This window comes from Bacteroidota bacterium, from assembly GCA_005882315.1.
Classification (GTDB): domain Bacteria; phylum Bacteroidota; class Bacteroidia; order Chitinophagales; family Chitinophagaceae; genus VBAR01.
In genome coordinates, this window is sequence record VBAR01000001.1 from 193,349 (window position 1) to 211,706 (window position 18,358).

17 protein-coding genes are annotated in these 18,358 nt (G+C 38.5%); 7 read left to right on the top strand and 10 right to left on the bottom strand.

Annotation, left to right across the window (positions count from 1 at the left end; all coding sequences use genetic code 11):
* The first annotated feature begins 42 nt into the window (after window positions 1-42).
* A complete protein-coding gene (locus E6H07_00830) occupies window positions 43-4,461 on the top strand; it encodes a PKD domain-containing protein (protein TMI64493.1) in 4,419 nt (1,472 codons plus the stop codon).
* Window positions 4,462-4,468: 7 nt separating this feature from the next.
* A complete protein-coding gene (locus tag E6H07_00835; GenBank protein ID TMI64494.1) occupies window positions 4,469-5,476 on the top strand; it encodes a type IX secretion system membrane protein PorP/SprF in 1,008 nt (335 codons plus the stop codon).
* 56 nt (window positions 5,477-5,532) lie between these two features.
* On the opposite strand, the gene E6H07_00840 is transcribed toward E6H07_00835, so the two are convergent.
* Window positions 5,533-6,159 carry a porin gene (locus E6H07_00840; protein ID TMI64495.1) on the bottom strand — a complete coding sequence of 209 codons (627 nt, stop codon included), beginning with the start codon at window positions 6,157-6,159 and terminating at the stop codon, window positions 5,533-5,535.
* Window positions 6,160-6,278: 119 nt separating this feature from the next.
* Between E6H07_00840 and E6H07_00845 the strand changes: the two genes are divergently transcribed.
* Entirely contained in the window at window positions 6,279-6,749 is a 471-nt protein-coding gene (locus E6H07_00845) for a redoxin domain-containing protein (protein TMI64496.1), read from the top strand.
* Between the two features lie 129 nt (window positions 6,750-6,878).
* Complete coding sequence (locus tag E6H07_00850) at window positions 6,879-7,217, top strand: T9SS type A sorting domain-containing protein (GenBank protein TMI64497.1); 339 nt, start codon at window positions 6,879-6,881, stop codon at window positions 7,215-7,217.
* Window positions 7,218-7,220: 3 nt separating this feature from the next.
* Here E6H07_00850 and E6H07_00855 read toward each other — a convergent pair whose 3' ends face one another.
* Together E6H07_00855 and E6H07_00860 are read right to left on the bottom strand one after the other, a co-directional pair.
* Window positions 7,221-7,484, bottom strand: coding sequence for a hypothetical protein (locus E6H07_00855; GenBank protein ID TMI64498.1), 264 nt, complete (start codon window positions 7,482-7,484; stop codon window positions 7,221-7,223).
* 16 nt (window positions 7,485-7,500) lie between these two features.
* Complete coding sequence (locus E6H07_00860) at window positions 7,501-8,673, bottom strand: class I SAM-dependent rRNA methyltransferase (GenBank protein ID TMI64499.1); 1,173 nt, start codon at window positions 8,671-8,673, stop codon at window positions 7,501-7,503.
* Window positions 8,674-8,802: 129 nt separating this feature from the next.
* Here E6H07_00860 and E6H07_00865 point away from each other — a divergent pair, with 129 nt between their 5' ends.
* Window positions 8,803-9,375, top strand: a complete 573-nt coding sequence (locus E6H07_00865) for a nucleotide exchange factor GrpE (protein ID TMI66429.1) — start codon at window positions 8,803-8,805, stop codon at window positions 9,373-9,375.
* Between the two features lie 28 nt (window positions 9,376-9,403).
* Window positions 9,404-10,573, top strand: a complete 1,170-nt coding sequence (gene dnaJ, locus E6H07_00870) for a molecular chaperone DnaJ (GenBank protein ID TMI64500.1) — start codon at window positions 9,404-9,406, stop codon at window positions 10,571-10,573.
* Between the two features lie 3 nt (window positions 10,574-10,576).
* Here dnaJ and E6H07_00875 read toward each other — a convergent pair whose 3' ends face one another.
* The 6 genes from E6H07_00875 to E6H07_00900 form a co-directional block, all read right to left on the bottom strand.
* Window positions 10,577-12,367, bottom strand: a complete 1,791-nt coding sequence (locus E6H07_00875) for a VWA domain-containing protein (protein TMI64501.1) — start codon at window positions 12,365-12,367, stop codon at window positions 10,577-10,579.
* Between the two features lie 53 nt (window positions 12,368-12,420).
* Complete coding sequence (gene hpt / locus E6H07_00880) at window positions 12,421-12,954, bottom strand: hypoxanthine phosphoribosyltransferase (protein TMI64502.1); 534 nt, start codon at window positions 12,952-12,954, stop codon at window positions 12,421-12,423.
* Between the two features lie 5 nt (window positions 12,955-12,959).
* Entirely contained in the window at window positions 12,960-14,180 is a 1,221-nt protein-coding gene (locus E6H07_00885) for a LysM peptidoglycan-binding domain-containing protein (GenBank protein TMI64503.1), read from the bottom strand.
* An 11-nt stretch (window positions 14,181-14,191) separates the two neighbouring features.
* On the bottom strand, window positions 14,192-14,830 hold the full coding sequence (locus E6H07_00890) for an O-methyltransferase (protein TMI64504.1): 639 nt from the start codon (window positions 14,828-14,830) through the stop codon (window positions 14,192-14,194).
* A gap of 73 nt (window positions 14,831-14,903) precedes the next feature.
* Window positions 14,904-15,602: a TIGR00730 family Rossman fold protein gene (locus E6H07_00895; protein ID TMI64505.1), complete on the bottom strand. Its 699-nt coding sequence runs from the start codon at window positions 15,600-15,602 to the stop codon at window positions 14,904-14,906.
* A 6-nt stretch (window positions 15,603-15,608) separates the two neighbouring features.
* Window positions 15,609-17,138 (bottom strand): sodium:solute symporter, encoded by a 1,530-nt coding sequence (locus E6H07_00900; protein TMI64506.1) that lies wholly within the window; start codon window positions 17,136-17,138, stop codon window positions 15,609-15,611.
* 46 nt (window positions 17,139-17,184) lie between these two features.
* Between E6H07_00900 and E6H07_00905 the strand changes: the two genes are divergently transcribed.
* Window positions 17,185-17,721 carry a TIGR00730 family Rossman fold protein gene (locus E6H07_00905; GenBank protein ID TMI64507.1) on the top strand — a complete coding sequence of 179 codons (537 nt, stop codon included), beginning with the start codon at window positions 17,185-17,187 and terminating at the stop codon, window positions 17,719-17,721.
* Here the strand turns inward: E6H07_00905 and E6H07_00910 are convergent, their stop codons facing one another.
* Window positions 17,722-18,336, bottom strand: coding sequence for a hypothetical protein (locus tag E6H07_00910; protein TMI64508.1), 615 nt, complete (start codon window positions 18,334-18,336; stop codon window positions 17,722-17,724).
* Window positions 18,337-18,358: the final 22 nt, after the last annotated feature.

The following is an 18,358-nucleotide window of genomic DNA, read 5'->3' on the forward strand; positions in this document are numbered from 1 at the left end:
GTTTTGTCAAACTCCTCTTATGACCAATATGCGGGATGATTTTTGATAATACTTAATAGCAACAAGGAAATTTTTGAACCCTTGGGAAAATATTTAATTCATATACACCAGAAAACTGCGGGAATATTATTCCACCTTTTACTATTTACCATTATTGGTTTTGGGCAGACCTCGCCTGTCGCAAATTTTTCAGCTACACCAAGATCAGGTTGTTCCCCATTAATTGTTTCATTCCAGGATTTATCAACCGGCAACCCGACTTCCTGGAACTGGGATTTTGGAAACGGACAATTATCCACTCTCCGAAATCCTATAGTGAATTATTCCATACCTGGAACATATACTGTGAGACTCGTCGTGAGAAATTCAGCTGGAATTGATGAAGAGATTAAAACGAACTTCATAACAGTCACACCTTCTCCCTCAGCAAGTCTATCAGCTAATATTACAACTGCCTGCGCACCAGCAACCATTCAGTTTACGGATCAGTCTACGGTTCCTCCCGGTGCTGGGACAATTATAAGTTGGCTATGGGATTTTGGAGATGGCTTTACTTCAACTTCTCAAAACCCTTCACATACTTATACTGCTATAGGGTTTTATACTGTTTCATTGAGAATAACCAGCACAACAGGTTGTCAAAGTTTTACTTCAATCGGAAGGTACATTCGTATTGTAAGCGGTATTACTGCAGATTTTAGTTTCTCACAACCAGGCACCTGCCAGGCTCCGTTCACTATTAACTTTCAGGATCTCTCGAGTGGACCGGGAACGCTAAGTTATGTTTGGGATTTTGGAAACGGCGGTCCTACTTCAACCTTACAAAATCCTTCTGCCACTTATGCTGCTGCCGGCACTTATACTGTACGTCTTAATGTTCAAAGTGATCTCGGGTGTAGTGGTACAATAACAAAAAATGTAGTGATCACAGGCAAAACGACAAATTTCAATATACCTCCAAGCATTTGCATTGGGCAAATGATAACTTTTCAAAACAATTCTTCACCGGCACCGATATCATCTTTCTGGGACTTCGGTGATGGTACTACTTCGTCACAGATCAATCCTGATAAAACATTCTTATCAGGTGGAACATATCCGGTAAAGCTGATTAATAATTATGGAAACTGCATAGACTCCATTACACGAAATGTAACTATAACAAGTCAACCTCCTGTTAATTTCACTTTGAACGATAGTACAGCATGTCGTTCTCCTTTTACAGTTCAGTTTACCGATATAAGTCCTGCTGCTTCAACCTGGCTATGGAATTTTGGTGATGGAGGAACATCCAATCTTCAAAATCCATCGCATACCTATACGAGTGGAGGAGTTTTTGATGTTTCTCTAACCATAACACTTCCGGGAGGATGCACGAATACAATAACGAAGCCGCAATTGATCAAAATCCTCAACACTACTGTAGCAATAGCAAATGCCCCTACTGGCGGTTGCATTCCTTTTAGCTATAGCCCTATTCCACAAATACAATCTGTTGATAATATTATTAGTTATTTATGGGATTTAGGAGAGCCGGGTGGAATTTATACAACACAATTTCCTACTCATATTTACAATACAGCGGGAAATTATACAATCAGTCTGACTGTCACAACTCAAACAGGATGTACTGAAACCATTACCATACCTAACGGAGTAAGAACTGGTACAAGGCCTACAGTCAATTTTAGCTTTACCCCGAATAATGTATGTGCAAGCACTCCTGTTCAGTTTACAGATCTTTCAGTAACCTCACCTGGCGCATTTGTTGAGTGGGATTGGGATTTTGGCGATAGTCTTTTTTCTACTCTTCAAAATCCACAGCATATTTATGAGGATACTGGAGCATTAACAGTTAAACTCGTTGTTTCGAATAATGGTTGCCGCGATTCAGCCTTTCGGCCAATACAGATTCTTCCACCCGTAGCCAAATTTGGTTACATGGTAGATTGCAATAATCGTCTGCGTGCAACATTCCTGGACAGTTCATTAACCAATCCTATTTATGGCCCCATTACTTATGAATGGAGGATGGGTGATCCTGCTAATACAATTTTCTTTGGTTTACCACCACCAACATTTACCTATCCTGCCTACGGTACCTATACTGCAACGTTAATCGTTACAAATGGCGCCTGCTCTTATCAAAGATCGAGACAGATCATACTGGTCAACGAGACGCCAAGTTTTACAATCAATAAAAATCCTGTTTGTAAAAGTGAGGTCTTTACACTTAATGCCGTTGTCAGCAACCCAGCTAATATCAGGGATTATTCATGGTTGATCGGAGCTACAGCGATTAATGATACTACACGTACCCTTAATTATAGTTTGGGAAATTATGGCAGCTATGACGTAGCATTAACCATTGAAGACATTAATGGGTGTTTTGACACAACTCTACTTTCTAATTTTATTGTAGTGAGTGGCCCTCGTGCAAATTTCTCAGTAAACGGTCCGGGTGGTTGCGTAAACAGTACTATAAGTTTTACCGATCTATCAATTCCCAATGCATCTCCAATTACACAATGGAATTGGAATTTCGGAGATGGCAATCAACAAACATTTACTTCTTCGCCTTTTACCCATACCTATACTCAAACCGGCAGTTATACTGTCTCACTTGCAATAAAAGACAATGCTAACTGTGCAGATACAATTACACTTCCAAATTCAGTTTTGATCACAAGACCTGTAGCCGCTTTCAGGGCGGATAGTTTTTATTGTCCTTTAGCGGCATTACAGTTTACCGATACGTCTTCAGGTTCCGGATTGACATATAACTGGAGCTTTGGAGATGGAGGAACATCCACATTACAGAATCCTACACATATATATCCATTGGGTGATAATATTTACAACGTTAAGCTTACCATTCAGGATGCAGCAGGCTGCAAGGATTCTGTACTTAAAACAAATTATATTTATATCAGGAGTCCGCGGGCGGCTTTTGATATAATAGATAGCTCCGGTATTTGTATTCCATTGCAAACAAGTTTTGTTTTCCAGGGGTCTAATTATCAAAGCCATTTATGGGATTTCGGTGATGGCAGCAGCAATGCTGCATTAAACCCTTCACATTTTTATAATGCATATGGAGCATATACTGCAACATTATATCTTACTGGTCCTGGTGGTTGCATTGACTCTGCAAGTAAAACAGTTAACTTGTATAACCCGGCTTTAGCAACACAAATCACTCTTGGGCCCGATACTGCCTGCCATTCAATTACAACAAATTTCAATATCTCTGTTCCAGTTGGTTTTAATTTCCAATTTTATTTTGGCGATGGTAGTTCGGATACAACACGCCGAACCAGTCTTACACATACTTATAATTCGCCAGGAAATTTCTTTCCCTACTTGATTTTAACGGACAAATTTGGTTGTAATGCGGTTGTTTCTGCAGCCTCTCCTGTCATAGTATATGGTGCTATTCCTTTGTTTGGAAAAGACAAAAAAGAGTTTTGTGACACTAGTGAAGTGTTTTTTACAAACTATTCTTTAAGTAATGACCCGATTATTTCAAACGTATGGAATTTTGGTGACGGCACAACAAGTACCGCAACTGACCCTTCTCACTTTTATAATGGAGCCGATACATATATTGTTACTTTGACCGTAACTACGGTAAACCAATGTTCACGTTCGTTTTTCGATACAGTTCGGGTATATCCTACCCCTGTGTTATCTCTTAACATACTTGATACTTTGTGTGTTAATAAATCAGAAATATTTTCAGGAGTATTGTTTCAACCTGATTCAACTATTAAATGGCAATGGACATTAGGAAATGGGAATACTGCTCAAACGCAACAAGTTGCTGTTTCTTATAATAGCCCTGGCAATTATCCAGTTCAATTGATCGCTTCCAACAAACTTGGTTGTGCAGATACGGCTAGAACGAATATAAATGTAGTACCACTACCTACAGCAACTCCTGTAACAGATCCGATCACTATTATTTCAGGAACGTCAACAGAGCTTGCTATGAATTATACAGGACCAATTGTTTCCTATAATTGGCTTCCACCAACCAGGCTTGACTGTACTAATTGTCCACGGCCAGAAGCTAATCCTCAATTTACGACTAAATACAGTGTTACAGTCACAGACAGATATGGTTGTATTAATAAAGGAGATGTTACCGTTCAGGTGATTTGTACAGGCCAAAACTTTTTTGTACCAAATACTTTTTCTCCTAATGGCGATGGCAGCAACGATGTATTCTATTTAAGAGGCACAGGCATATTCCGGGTAAAAACATTACGCATCTTCAACAGGTGGGGAGAAGTTGTATTTGAAAACAGGGAGGTTCCCGTTAACAATCCTGGCTCAGGCTGGAATGGTAATTACAAAGGAAAACCTGCTCAATCTGATGTATATATTTATCAATTGGAAATATTATGTGCAAATGGTGAGTTAATAAAATATTCAGGCAACATTGCTCTAATCCGATAAGACAATAATGAAACCGTTACATACTATAATGATCATTTGCTTTTTATCGTCTGCATTAACAATGCAGGGACAGGATATTCATTTCTCCCAATTTTTTGAAGCGCCATTGCTGCGCAATCCGTCACTGGCAGGAATTTTTAAAGGAGATATCAGGGCACAGGCTGTGTACCGCGACCAATGGAACAGTGTAACGAATGCATATAGAACAGGCTCGTTGAATGCAGAAATTAAAATGCCGATTGGTAAAGCAAATGATTTTATAACAACCGGTATACAAATGTTATTTGATAAAGCAGGAACGATTGGATGGACGTCAGCACATGCATTGCCTGCTATCAACTATCATAAATCGTTGAGCAATGACTGGAATACTTATTTATCCTTAGGCTTTATGGGAGGTATTGTAAACCGCCGGTTCGACAGAAGCAAGATGACAACTAATAGTACGTATGATAATGGAACGGATGGTGAATACTTTCAATCTGCATCTTATACGTATGCTGATGGTGCCGTTGGTATGAGTTTTAATTCGCAGGTAAATGCAAATCCTGATAATAATTTCTTTATTGGTGCTGCTTATCATCATTTTAATAAGCCGAAAAATTCTTTTTACCAGAACATGGGATTGCAACTGGCGCCTAAATATGTTTTCAGCGGAGGCATAAAGTTTGCTGTTACTGATTATAGCTATTTGACATTACAAGGGGATTACAGCATGCAGGCGGGGGCTAAAGAAATGATTGCCGGCGCTATGTATGGGTTTAAATTAGGTGAAGACCCGGACAATCCTTTATATACTCTTCACGCCGGTGCATTCTTAAGATGGAATGATGCGTTGATACCTGTGATCAAATTAGATTACAATCCCTTCTCTGTAGCGATAAGCTATGATGCTAATATTTCAAAACTAAAACCGAGCAGCTATGGTCGCGGAGGTTTTGAATTATCCGTTTCATACATCGGATCCAGGAAAAATAATTCCACCGTTGAGTATATGAGATGCCCACGGTTTTAAATGAAATAAAAAAGCGAAACAGTATCTGTTTCGCTTTTTAGTATGCTCAGCAATTTTTATTTATCATTAGGGTTATTCACATTAAATACAACTGCTGCAAGCGCAGCACCACCGAAACATCCAACTAAATAGATCCAGATATTAGCCCAGCAAAAATTACCTGCAACTGATTGTCCAATCGCAACAGCCGGATTAAATGCTCCCCCGCTGAATCCTCCAAAAGTATATGCCATGGCTGTTACTGTAAAACCGATTGCAAGGCCAAAATAACTGTTACCTGAATTTGCTTTTGAAGTTGCTACATTCAGCACCACATATGCCAGTGCAAAAGTTCCTAATATTTCACCAACCAATGCTTTAATAGTATTGCCTTCTGCAACAGCACAATCACCTGCACCTTTTATTTCCAGAACCTGGCTGCAAATTAGTGCCGCTACTGCTGCACCTGCTACTTGTACAAGCATATAAGGCAATGCTTCGTTCATACTAATTCGTCCGCGAAGCATAACTGCAAGTGTAACTGCAGGATTGTAATGCGCCCCGGAAATATGACCCCCTGCATAGATCATCACCATCAATGTGGCACCGATGGCAACAGGGGCCATAGCTCCCATTGTTGATGCCATCCCTACTGCCATTACTAAAAAAAAGGTTCCGATAAATTCTGTAATGTACTTGTTCATAACGGTTGGTTTAAGGTAAAAAATAAACAAATGACAACCTTTCAAAAGGTTATTTGTTTCTTTGAAGTTAAAGAAACTAACTTGAAATTATAGCGAACTAATTTGACAAAATTAAAATTATGAAAATAGAAGTTGGACAACCTGCCCCTGATTTTACACTTTATGCAAGCGATAAAACCCAGGTAACACTTTCTCAGCTAAAAGGTAAGAATGTTTTGCTTTTGTTTTTTCCGTTAGCTTTCACCAGCACTTGTACAAAAGAATTATGTTCTATCAGGGATAATATAGGTTGGTACAATCATGCAAATGCAACGGTGTTTGGAATATCAGTAGATGCTTTGCATACACTGGCAAAATATAAAGAAGACCAGAAATTGAATTTTACCTTACTCAGCGATTTCAATAAAGATGTTTCAAGACTTTATGATACCATTTATGAAATGTTCGGGTATAATATGAAAGGAGTTTCCAAACGTTCGGCATTTGTAATAGATAAAGAAGGAATCATTCGCTATGCCGAAGTGCTGGAAAATGCCGGACTAATTCCAGATTTTGCAGCAATTAACAAGACATTGGAACAATTGAACTGAGCTTTTTCATCCTATAAATGCGCCGTTTAGCCAATTAGTAGGGATTTTTCATAAAAAATTGCGGTTTTTGCGTTAACTGAATGAATAATTTGGCTTAGTTTTAGGGCAATAAAGGCATAAGCCACTACGTTGAAACGCCTCATTACCATATTATCCTTTATCTTGATTGCCAGCTACGCAAATGCGCAGGCTAACAGGACCACACCGGGAACACCGGGAGATATTGTTGTAAAGACTTATCCCGTACCTGCAAATACCTTTATTAATATTGAGCTTGAGAAAACGAATACTGCTAATTATACACTGATTGTCTATAATTTTCTCGGAAGAAAAATGTACGAGAAATCCAATTTTTCACAGAAGGCTACAATAACGCTGGAGGAATATACTCGTGGCGTTTATATCTATCATCTCTCCGATGCAACTGGAAGATTGGTTAAGTCTGGAAAGTTCCAGGTGTCGAAGTAATCTTTATAATAATTTAGAAACTCTTCTTAATTCATTTATTGTCTCGGCATCCTTGCAATTTTCCTTCAATGTATTTTCCAAATTATTTGCATAGGATTCCGACGCAAGCCCCTTTTCAACAAGTTTTATATCTTGAATTAATTGTGCTATCAATCCCCAGTCCTCTCCATTCATTTTTCTTCTGTTCCAAGGCCATGCTCCTCTTAACCAAGCATCACCATCGCCATCGTATTTTTTAAAAATCCTTATTTTTTCTTTTGTAATCATTACTTAATAAGTTTTTTTATCTCACCTCAACAATTAAAAATTTCAAATACTCCGTTGTCTCTATACCCGGCACAATCGGATGATCAGCAGCCTGTGGTTGAAAACAAACTTGTCTTATTTTTCTTCTTGCATCTTTTGCAGCCATTCCAATGATCTCCAAAAACATTTTTGGATTTACAAGATTAGTGCATGATGATGTAACTAAAAATCCTCCGGGCTTTAGGAGTTTCATTCCTCGTAAATTAATTTCTTTATACCCCGCAATCGCTTTCTCAATTGTTTCCCTGCTTTTGGTAAATGCAGGCGGATCCAGCATTACCACATCATATTGTCTCCCATCTTTACCCCACTTTTTTAATACATCAAATGCATTGGCTGCTTCGAATTTACAAATAGAATCAAAATTATTCAATTCAGCATTTTTGTTTGCCTGTTGCACAGCATTTTCAGAAATATCAATTCCTAAAACTGATTTGGCACCATAATGTGCAGCATGAATTTCAAAAGTGCCCGTATAGGTAAATGCACCGAGTACGTCTGCTCCTTTTACAATATGCTGAATGGCGCGGCGGTTATCTTGTTGATCCAAAAAATATCCGGTCTTTTGCCCGTTCTCAATATCTACATGAAAATTCAAACCGTTTTCATTGATGATAATTTTTGTATCAAACGAAGCTGATAAAAATCCTTTTTGTTGAGGCAATCCCTCCAGCTCACGAACCGGTACATCATTGCGTTCATAAATTCCTTTAGGATTGAAAATAGTTTGCAATGCCTTCACGATCGCCGGTTTCCATACATCAATCCCTAATGCCAGTGTTTGAATAACGAAGTAATCATTAAACTTATCGATGATCAGTTGCGGTAGTTCATCGGCTTCTCCAAAAACAAGCCGGCAATTTTCTGTATAACCTAATTTTTTCCTGTATTCCCAGCACTGCTGTATACGCCGGTGAAAAAACTCATCATTGATCACATCCTGTTTATCACGGGTGAGCAAACGAACCAATATCTGAGATTTGGGATTAATATATCCTTTGCCAATGAATTTCTTATCATGAGAAAAAACTTCGACTACTTCTCCCCCGGTTACATTGCCTTCTACCTTCTCTACTTCATTATTAAAGATCCAGGGATGGCCGCTGACAATACGGTTAGAAATCTTTCTATTCAGGTAAACTTTATTCATAAGTTTTGCAAACCTATGCCATTGTTTGGAAGTATGACATACGTTGTTGGTCTTCAAGGACAAAATGTCCCGAAACCCGCTGTTGGCAGTATTCTTGACAACCCTACCTTTGCACACAATACTGAAAAAATGACAAAGAAGGATATGACAGAAAAAGAGCCCATTACCCCAGAAAACGAACCCGGAATTGATATTAACACAGATGAAAATATGAGTGGTACCAGCCACCTGAATGAACCTGTTGCTGAAGAATCGGAGATCGAGAAACTGAGAGCTGAGCTGGCAGAAATGAAGGATAAATTACTGCGCAAAACGGCCGAGTTCGACAATTTCAGAAAACGAAATGCAAAAGAACGACTGGAGCTGATAGTAACTGCCGGCCGTGAAGTGATCACTGAACTGCTGGATGTGCTGGATGATTGTGACCGTGCACAAAAGCAGTTTGAAACAAGTGATGATGTTAACCAGCTGAAAGATGGTGTTACTCTCATTTTTAATAAGCTCAGAAACAAACTGCAGGCAAGAGGATTGAAAGTAATGGAGGCAGTAAATACAGAATTTAATACTGACCTGCATGAGGCCATTACCGAAATACCTGCGCCTAATGAAGATATGAAAGGCAAGGTAATGGACGAAGTGACAAAAGGATATTATCTCAACGATAAGATCATTCGGTTTGCAAAAGTGGTTGTAGGAAAATAAGATTCATTAATTGGTTAATTAATTTTAAGTGGCAAAAAGAGATTTCTACGAAATATTAGGCGTTGCAAAAGGCGCATCAGGGGATGAAATTAAAAAAGCATACCGTAAAGTGGCTATGCAACATCATCCTGACCGCAATCCAGGAGATAAATCATCAGAGGAAAAATTTAAAGAAGCAGCAGAGGCTTACGAAATACTCAGCGATGCAGATAAGAAAGCCCAGTACGATCGTTACGGTCATGCAGGTGTAAGTGGCAACGGACGTGGGGGCTACCAGGGTGGTGGTGGTATGAATATGGAAGATATCTTCAGCCAGTTCGGTGATATATTCGGCGATGATATGTTCGGAAGTTTTTTTGGTGGAGGTGCTGGTGGAAAACAAAGAGGCGGTCACCGCAGCCGTGGTGTAAGAGGAAGCAATCTCCGCATCAAACTAAAATTGACTTATGAAGAAATTGCAAAAGGCGTTACAAAAAATATCAAAGTAAAAAAACATGTTGCCTGTAGCACATGCGGTGGCAGTGGCGCAAAAGATAAAGGAAGTGTACAGGCTTGTAATACTTGCGGCGGCAGCGGCCAGGTAAGAAGAGTGCAGAATACTTTTCTCGGACAAATGCAAACCGTAACTACCTGCCCTACCTGTAATGGTGAAGGCTCTACTATAACAGCAAAATGCGGAAACTGTAAAGGTGAAGGAAGAGTATATGCGGAAGAAAATATTTCGATTGAAATTCCCGCCGGCGTGCAGGAAGGAATGCAACTGACACTGAGTGGCAAAGGAAATGCTGGTGAACGTGGCGGTATGAATGGCGATTTGATAATCCTTATAGAAGAAGAACAACATAAAGAACTGCAACGTGAAGGATTGAATGTTGCCTTTGATCTGCATTTGTCATTTACAGATGTAGTATTTGGCACGCAGGTGGAAGTACCTACTATTGACGGCCGTGCAAAAATTAAAATACCTGCCGGAACACAAAGTGGAAAAGTTTTCCGATTGAAAGGAAAAGGCTTTCCGGCTGTTAACTCTTATGAAAAAGGTGACCAGTTAATTCATGTGAGTGTATGGACACCACAAAATATAAGTGCAGAAGAAAAAGTGGCGCTGGAAAAATTAAGTCAGTCCAATAATTTCAAACCCAACCCGGATAAAAACGATAAAGGATTTTTTGATAAGGTGAGAGATATGTTTTCTTAAGCTCTATTCGCCTTCTTCTTTTTTAGATCTCTTTTTTTTCTTCTTTGACTTTATATAAAGTCCTTTTGCCTTTTCTACTATGCTAACAAATTCTTTTTGTTGAATATCATTAGCATCAGCGGATGAATTTGCCATTGAAATGATATCGTTCCATTCAACATTCTTAGTAAAAGGGGAGGCACGGAGTTTAGAGCCAAACATTGCCACAGCAGCGGAAAAACGCTGACATTTATCAATTTCCTTGAATCGTGAAAAGCGAAAATCACAACCGTACGGAAATAGCCTGCGTATAGTATCTGCCGGAAGGCTATATTCTACATTTAAATCCGCCAGGTTTCCGGAAGCTAAACCGGTTTGAATTGCCGAATTATTTTTTTCGGTTGGAATGATCTCAAAAACTGCTGTCATTGAAAACCCGGAACCAATTTCTCCTCCTTCGATATTGGTAAGTGAATCAGCAATTTCGCCAGCTTTATTATCGAAACCAACCAATCTATATTCTTTTACAAATTCAGCATTGAAATTGACATTCATAAAAACTTTATCGGCAACAGTATATAAGGTCTGCGTAAATTCTTTCAGCAAGACTTTCTCTGCTTCTGTATATGAATCTATGTATGCATAATTGCCATTGCCCTTGGTTGCTAGTGTATGAATTTTTGAATCCTTTAAATTTCCCATACCTACACCCAGACAGGTCAGATAAATTCCCGACTCCCGGTGCTGGGAGATCAACTGGTCAAGCTCATCTTCTGTTTTTAATCCGACATTGAAATCTCCATCCGTTGCAAGTATCACACGGTTATTTCCATCTTTTATGAAATGATGTTTTGCCAAACCATAGGCTGTACGGATGCCAGCCTCACCAGGGGTAGATCCACCTGCAGCCAATTCATCAATTGCTTTAATGATTTTTGCTTTTTCATTTCCAGATGTTGGTTGCAGCATAATACCTAATGCACCGCCGTAAACAACTATTGAAACAGTATCTTGTTCACGCAGGTTATTAACCAGCAAACGAAATGCTGACTTCAATAAGGGCAACCTGTTGGTGATCTCCATTGAACCAGAAACATCAATAAGAAAAACAAGATGGGTAGGTGGTAATAAATCTGTATTTATTTTTTGTGCTGAAAGATTAACTAAGAAAAGCTGGTTGTCATTATTCCATGGGCAGGAAGTAAGGGTTGATTTTATATGAAAGATCTTATCCGCATCGGGTTGACGATATCCGAGATTAAAATAGTTCAGCATCTCTTCTATCCGCACTGCATCGGGTGGCACCAAAGCACCCTGCGAAATAAACCTGCGTATATTGCTGTAAGAAGCACGGTCAATATTCAATGATATTCCGGTAAGCGGAAATTTATCTGCTTTTACAAACTGGTTTTCCAGCAGGCTGGTATAAGTTTCATCGGCTGTGAACCATTTGCGTTGGACCTCTCTTGATAAGTCTTTTGTAAGTGACGAAAGTTTATCTTTCTTAACATTGATATTCGTAGTAGGCGCAATTTTTAATTGCACTTTTACATACTCCTCTGAATTTACTACTACCCTTTCCGACCGGAAGCCATCAAGGGAAAACAAAAAAGTATCAGGCTTATTCTTAGTAGTAATTCCAAAAGTGCCGTAAGACCCTGAACGAAAAATTAACCCGGTTGTTTGCTGGAGTATCTTGACATTTTGCAAAATATTACCTGCCTCATCCCTTGTTTCGCCACGGATATAATAATCCTGTGAAAAAACAGGCGAAATGAAGTAAAAAAATATGGCAATGCTAATCAGCGGTTTCACACAGGTTTATTAATAGTGTAAAATACAAAAATTGCAGTGTGTGTGATAAGGTTTTAAACCAGTTGGTAAATTTCCTTAAGATTTCTACCTAGTCCGGAATAATCAAGTCCATAACCAACCACAAATTTATTGGGGATGGAAAAACCAATATAGTCAAGTGTTAATGGATACTCAGTTGCTTCAGGCTTGTGCAACAGCGTTGCTATCTTCAATGACTTCGGCTGCATATGCATCAGTTTGGGCAAAAAATGATGTAACGTTTTACCGGTATCGACAATATCTTCTACAATCATCACATCCTTTCCAAAAATATCTTCTTCTAGACCGATAGTAGATACAACCTTTCCGGAAGATTTCATCCCTTTATATGATGCCAGCTTAATAAAACAAATCTCTGCCTCCAACGCCAGGTTCTTGAACAAATCAGATGCAAACATGAATGAACCATTCAGTATAGCAATAAACAGCGGACGTTTGCCTGCATATTCCTTATTTATCTGTTCAGCAATTTCTTTTACTCGCTTCTGAATCATTTCATCTGAAAGATAAGTTTCAAATTTTTTGTCGTGAACGTTTACAATCGCCATGAATCTTAAAGCTTAATTATTTTTAACTGCTGTCCTGTTTTCAGATCATAACCCTGCAGGCTATTCCACTTTACAATATCCTCAATTTTTACATCGTACCTACGGGCAATAGAATAAATCGTTTCTTTCTGTGCCACTACATGTTCAAGTGTTCCTGTTTTTCCTTCTGCGCTTACAACTACGGATTGCTTTTCATTATTGATTTTTGCAAAACCCAGATTTACATTTTCATTCAAAGCAAGTTTTGGCTGTGCCGCTGCTTTTGTGAGCAGGTTTAGTTTTTCACCAATTGCTGGTTTTTGATTATAAGAAAGGTAGTTGTATTCGAGCAAAGATTCAATCCTGATTGCTTCCTCCTGTGCAATATCATGGAGTGTTTCGCCGGGTCTTACAATATGAAATTCATTGTTACCTGTTTTTCTTTTCCGCATCAGGTAGATCAACCTGTCTTTATCGGCTGCTTCGGTCTCTTTCATATCATTAAAGTCAAAAATTCTTGCTAGCGGAATATTGTATTGTTGTGCGACAGATAGATAAGATGTTCCTTTTGTGATATATACAACTTTGGTTTCATTTATTTTAAACTCACCAGTAGGATATGAGGGTTTTACTGGTTCTGGCAGAACTATTTCTTCTGCAGGACCTGGCTGAATCATTACGGGGTCAGTAATTGAAATTTTATTTGCTAAATCAGACTCTTTCAATTTGCCTAATGCGATCAATGTATAATCCTGCAACCCATATTCTTCAATCAGCTTGATCAATACAGGTGCATATTTTGGATTAGTAGCATAGCCAGCACTTTTCAATCCCGTTGCCCAGCTTTTATAATCAGTAGGGTCAAGCTCAAAAAGCGATGCATAACGTGGAGTGTTTCTCAAATAATCGGACTGGTCTTTATAAGAATCAGCAGGGTTAGAATATTTTCTGAAACATTCATTGGGTGCATCATCGGTATGCTTTACGGTCATGCCTGTCCATTCTGTTTTACATTTTAACCCGAAATGATTATTTGATTTTTGAACCAGTACACTGGTACCGGCACTGGTTTCATGAATGCCCTGCGCCAGTTTAATAGATGCAGGAATTCCCGTACGCTGCATTTCAGCAATTGCAATGTCTTTGTATTTGGAAATATATTCCCGGATCGTAGCTTCATCCTGCGCAACCAGTATGGCAGCGGTAAAAATTGAAATAAAGCTTAGCAAGAGTTTCTTTCCGAACATAGTTATTGGGATTATCGTTTTTTTATAAGGTACAAGCCGTCCCGCAAAGTAACAGCAACTTTTTCAATATCATTCCGTGCCGCAATAAATTCATTGAATGCTTTCATGGCTTTTCCATTTTTTCCTGACACTGGTTCTTCCAATACCTGGCCGTGAAAGAATATATTATCTGCGAAAATAAATCCATTTTGCCTGACAGCCGGTAAAACAAGGTTAAAATAATCGATATAGCCAGGTTTATCTGCGTCAATAAAAACGAGGTCCCAGGTTTCATTTAAAACGGGAATTATATCCTTCGCATTGCCCGTGTGGCAGACGATTTTAGCCCCGTAAGTCGATTTTTTGAAGAATTCTTTAGCAGTATTCGCATCTTTTTCCCGTAATTCAATGGTATGCAGCATACCATCATCCGTTAATCCTTTTGCCAGGCAAATAGCACTGTAGCCGGTAAATGTTCCAATCTCCAGTATTCTGCGGGGCCGGATCATGCAGCTTAACATCTCCAGTAATTTGCCTTGCAAATGACCGCTCAGCATCTGGTATTCACTGTGATTATTTAAGGTAAAATTATTTATCTCCTGCAGCAGATCATCTTCGGGAGAACTCAGGCTTTCGGCATAAGATTGCACCAATGGATTAATTAATTCCATGCGGCAAAGATACTTGTCAGTCGGCAGTCTGCAATTGGCAGTATTCAGTCATTGATTGTTGATTGCAGACTGTTTAAAAATTAGGTTGCAATGCGTTTTTAGAATAGAAATTTAAAACTTCCTGTACTGCTTCTTCAGGAGTGTCCACGAGTTTTAATAGATCAAAATCTTCAAGCGAAATATATTTTTCTTTTTCCTGCACTGTTTTTTTCAGCCACTCAAGTAAACCTTGCCAGTAATCTTTACCTACCATCACCAATGGCACTTGCAGCATTTTACCTGTTTGAATTAATGTAGCCACTTCGAAAAATTCATCCAAGGTGCCGAAACCACCTGGCATCATGATGAAAGCCTGTGAGTATTTTGTAAACATGACCTTGCGTACAAAAAAATAATCAAAATGCAGGTTACGGTCTTTATCTACAAATTCATTTGCATGTTGTTCAAACGGCAATTCAATATTTAACCCAACTGATTTACCTCCACCTTCCGCAGCGCCTTTGTTTGCTGCTTCCATAATGCCCGGACCACCACCCGTAATAACGCCGAATCCTTCCTTTGCCAATAACATAGCGGTTTTAACTGTCAATTCATAATAAGGCTCTCCGGGTTTTGTACGGGCTGAGCCAAAGATGGAAAGGCAGGGTCCGATCTTCGCTAATGCTTCAAAGCCATCAACAAACTCTGCCATGATCTTAAATATCTGCCAACTGCTATGTGCTTTCGATTCGGTCCAGTTACGTTGTTTTGATTTTTGTACGGGATGACTCATAGAATTTTATTGTTTATTGGCTTCAGGTTTTGATATAAACCATAAACCTGTAAAAGTAAGGATGCCATTTATTAAAATCAGTTCATTACCGATTTTATAACCGTTAAAAATTGTTTTTGACAAACTATCGAGACCCAGCTTCATATGCAATTTGACTTCATACCAAACGGGGTTACTCAGCATATCAATACCTAATGCTAATAATGGCGCTATAATACAAACGATCCAAATTAGTTTTTCGTTCAGTTTTCGTTTAGTTAAAATACCAAATGCAAACAAACCCAGAAGCGGCCCATATGTTACGCCTGCAAACTTGAGAATGAAATCAATAATGAGCTTGTCATTCATCCATTTAAAAATGAGAACAAGTATGAAAAAAACTACGGCAAAGCTGAAATGCACTTTTAGTCTTGTACGTTTTTTTGCTTTTTCATCAGCATTGCTTTTTTGAATGCCCAAAATATCTATACAAAAGCAGGAAGTAAGAGATGTAATTGCGCCATCAACACTCGGAAAAAGCGCTGATATAATGGCAATAATAAAAATGATCCCGATTGCTCCGCTGAATGTATCACTCAAAGCAATAGTTGGAAAAAGATCATCTGGCGGTACCTTAATATTATTTGCATTCGCATACAGATATAAAACACCTCCCAGGACAAGAAAAAGAAAATTCACGATTATTAATATCGTGGAGAAAGTCATGATATTCTTTTGAGAATCTTTTAGTGTCTTTACACTAATATTTTTTTGCATCATTTCCTGGTCAAGTCCTGTCATTGCAATGGCAATAAACATTCCCCCGATAAGATGTTTCCAGAAATAAGAACCTGCTTTTACATCCCAGTTAAAAATATTGTTGTAGCCCTTTTCAGTCATCATAGTCCATGCACCACCAAAGTCAGTCCCTAATGCTTTTATAATTACGATTATGCAAACCACTAGCCCAACCAGCATTCCCGTCGTTTGCAATGTATCCGTATAAATAATTGTTTTTACACCGCCTTCAAAAGTGTAAAGTAAAATCAGCCCTAAAATCACAAGAGTTGTTAATTCAAAGGGGATCCCTGTTTTACCCATGAATTGAATATGATTAAATACAAAAATCTGGAGAACACTAATTACAAGATATAACCTGGCAGTAGCTCCAACCGTACGGGAAAGAATAAAAAAGAAAGCTCCGGCTTTATGTGCATTCATCCCGAATCTTTTTTCCAGATAGGTATAAATACTGGTAAGATTCATTTTATAATACAAAGGGATTAAGACGAAAGCAATAACTGCGTAGCCCAGCAAGTAACCCAATACAACTTGAAAATAATAAAAGCTTCCGCTACCAACACCCCCGGGTACACTTACAAATGTGACTCCGCTGAGTGAAGTACCGATCATTCCAAATGCCACCAGCATCCAGTTACTATTGCGGTTGCCGATAAAGAAAGATTCATTATCGGATTTTCTTGATGTCCACCAGGCTACCAATAATAAAATGACGAAATAACCGATCACAAAAGAAAATAATAATGCTGGGGTCATAATAAATTACAATTAGAAGTTTAGATTTGAAACCAGATTTAAATGTATGAATATAAAATCATTGGCGGTCTTTTGCGGCTCAAAAAATGGAAACAACCCGGTATATGTGAATGACGCGGAAGAGTTAGGAAAAATTTTGAGTAAAAATAAAATTACGTTGATCTATGGTGGCGGTAGCAAAGGTGTAATGGGCGCCATTGCTGATAGTACAATGAATAATGGCGGAAAAGTTATTGGCATTATTCCAAAACTGCTGATCGAGTGGGAACACCAGCATGAAGGAATTACCGAATTGATCGTTGTTGATGATATGCACAGCCGAAAAAAGAAATTGTATGAATTATGTGATGCAGCATTGATACTCGCAGGTGGCTTCGGCACATTAGATGAATTATTTGAAATGCTGACATGGAACCAGCTCTCTATTCACAACAAGAAAATATTTATCCTGAATTCAGGCGGATTCTACAATCACCTGATAGAGCATTTGAAACAATTAGAAAAAGATAATTTCTTGTATGATAAACTGGAAGAAAGAGTTCATATCTTAAATGAACCAAAAGATTTTATTTCCTATTTGTAATTATCTTCTTTTTTTACCCTGGCATATTGGAATCTCCAAACCTCCCCTGATGATAGGTATTGATCTCCCATATGCATCGGTATAAGGCGAATTTATATCATTACCAATATCAAACATGATCGAGAGATAATAAAAAGGTTGTCCGCTTTTGGGTTCACGACCTGTGCAATAACCGCCGCCAACTAAAAAGCTGTTACCGGAAAATTTTGTTTTTTCATCGGGGCTGCTATCGTTGGGATAAATATATTTTAACTGCATCCAATTATGCTCGGCCTGTGCTTGTGCAAATAAAAATTTAATAGGATATAATCTTACAAAACCACCACCACCCCAGTTTGATTGACGCATCCTGTCGTCGAAAATGTATACATCCCGGTATGATGTATAATTATAATTAATTACTAAACCGGCATCGAGCCATTTAGTAAGACTATAGCCAAATACAGGGCTGCCGCCAATTAAAAATGTATTGCTGTAAAAAGCAAGTGATATACTACCGCCGGTAAAAAGGTTTTCTTTCTTAAAACCTTTTTTTTCATCCTCATCTTCATCCTGTGCTTTGATTGTGCTTAAAAGAACAAGGTTGGCTAAAAGAAGAAACAACATTTTTTTCATAGCTTAATATTGCGGTTAAATT

Excerpts from the sequence above, each read along its gene's own strand:
- E6H07_00840 (TMI64495.1), bottom strand. The coding sequence starts at position 6,159 with ATGAACAAGTACATTACAGAATTTATCGGAACCTTTTTTTTAGTAATG.
- E6H07_00835 (TMI64494.1), top strand. The coding sequence starts at position 4,469 with ATGAAACCGTTACATACTATAATGATCATTTGCTTTTTATCGTCTGCA.
- E6H07_00855 (TMI64498.1), bottom strand. The coding sequence starts at position 7,484 with ATGATTACAAAAGAAAAAATAAGGATTTTTAAAAAATACGATGGCGAT.
- E6H07_00905 (TMI64507.1), top strand. The coding sequence starts at position 17,185 with ATGAATATAAAATCATTGGCGGTCTTTTGCGGCTCAAAAAATGGAAAC.
- E6H07_00865 (TMI66429.1), top strand. The coding sequence starts at position 8,803 with ATGACAAAGAAGGATATGACAGAAAAAGAGCCCATTACCCCAGAAAAC.
- E6H07_00885 (TMI64503.1), bottom strand. The coding sequence starts at position 14,180 with ATGTTCGGAAAGAAACTCTTGCTAAGCTTTATTTCAATTTTTACCGCT.
- E6H07_00900 (TMI64506.1), bottom strand. The coding sequence starts at position 17,138 with ATGACCCCAGCATTATTATTTTCTTTTGTGATCGGTTATTTCGTCATT.
- E6H07_00845 (TMI64496.1), top strand. The coding sequence starts at position 6,279 with ATGAAAATAGAAGTTGGACAACCTGCCCCTGATTTTACACTTTATGCA.
- E6H07_00890 (TMI64504.1), bottom strand. The coding sequence starts at position 14,830 with ATGGAATTAATTAATCCATTGGTGCAATCTTATGCCGAAAGCCTGAGT.
- hpt (TMI64502.1), bottom strand. The coding sequence starts at position 12,954 with ATGGCGATTGTAAACGTTCACGACAAAAAATTTGAAACTTATCTTTCA.
- E6H07_00910 (TMI64508.1), bottom strand. The coding sequence starts at position 18,336 with ATGAAAAAAATGTTGTTTCTTCTTTTAGCCAACCTTGTTCTTTTAAGC.
- E6H07_00860 (TMI64499.1), bottom strand. The coding sequence starts at position 8,673 with ATGAATAAAGTTTACCTGAATAGAAAGATTTCTAACCGTATTGTCAGC.
- E6H07_00895 (TMI64505.1), bottom strand. The coding sequence starts at position 15,602 with ATGAGTCATCCCGTACAAAAATCAAAACAACGTAACTGGACCGAATCG.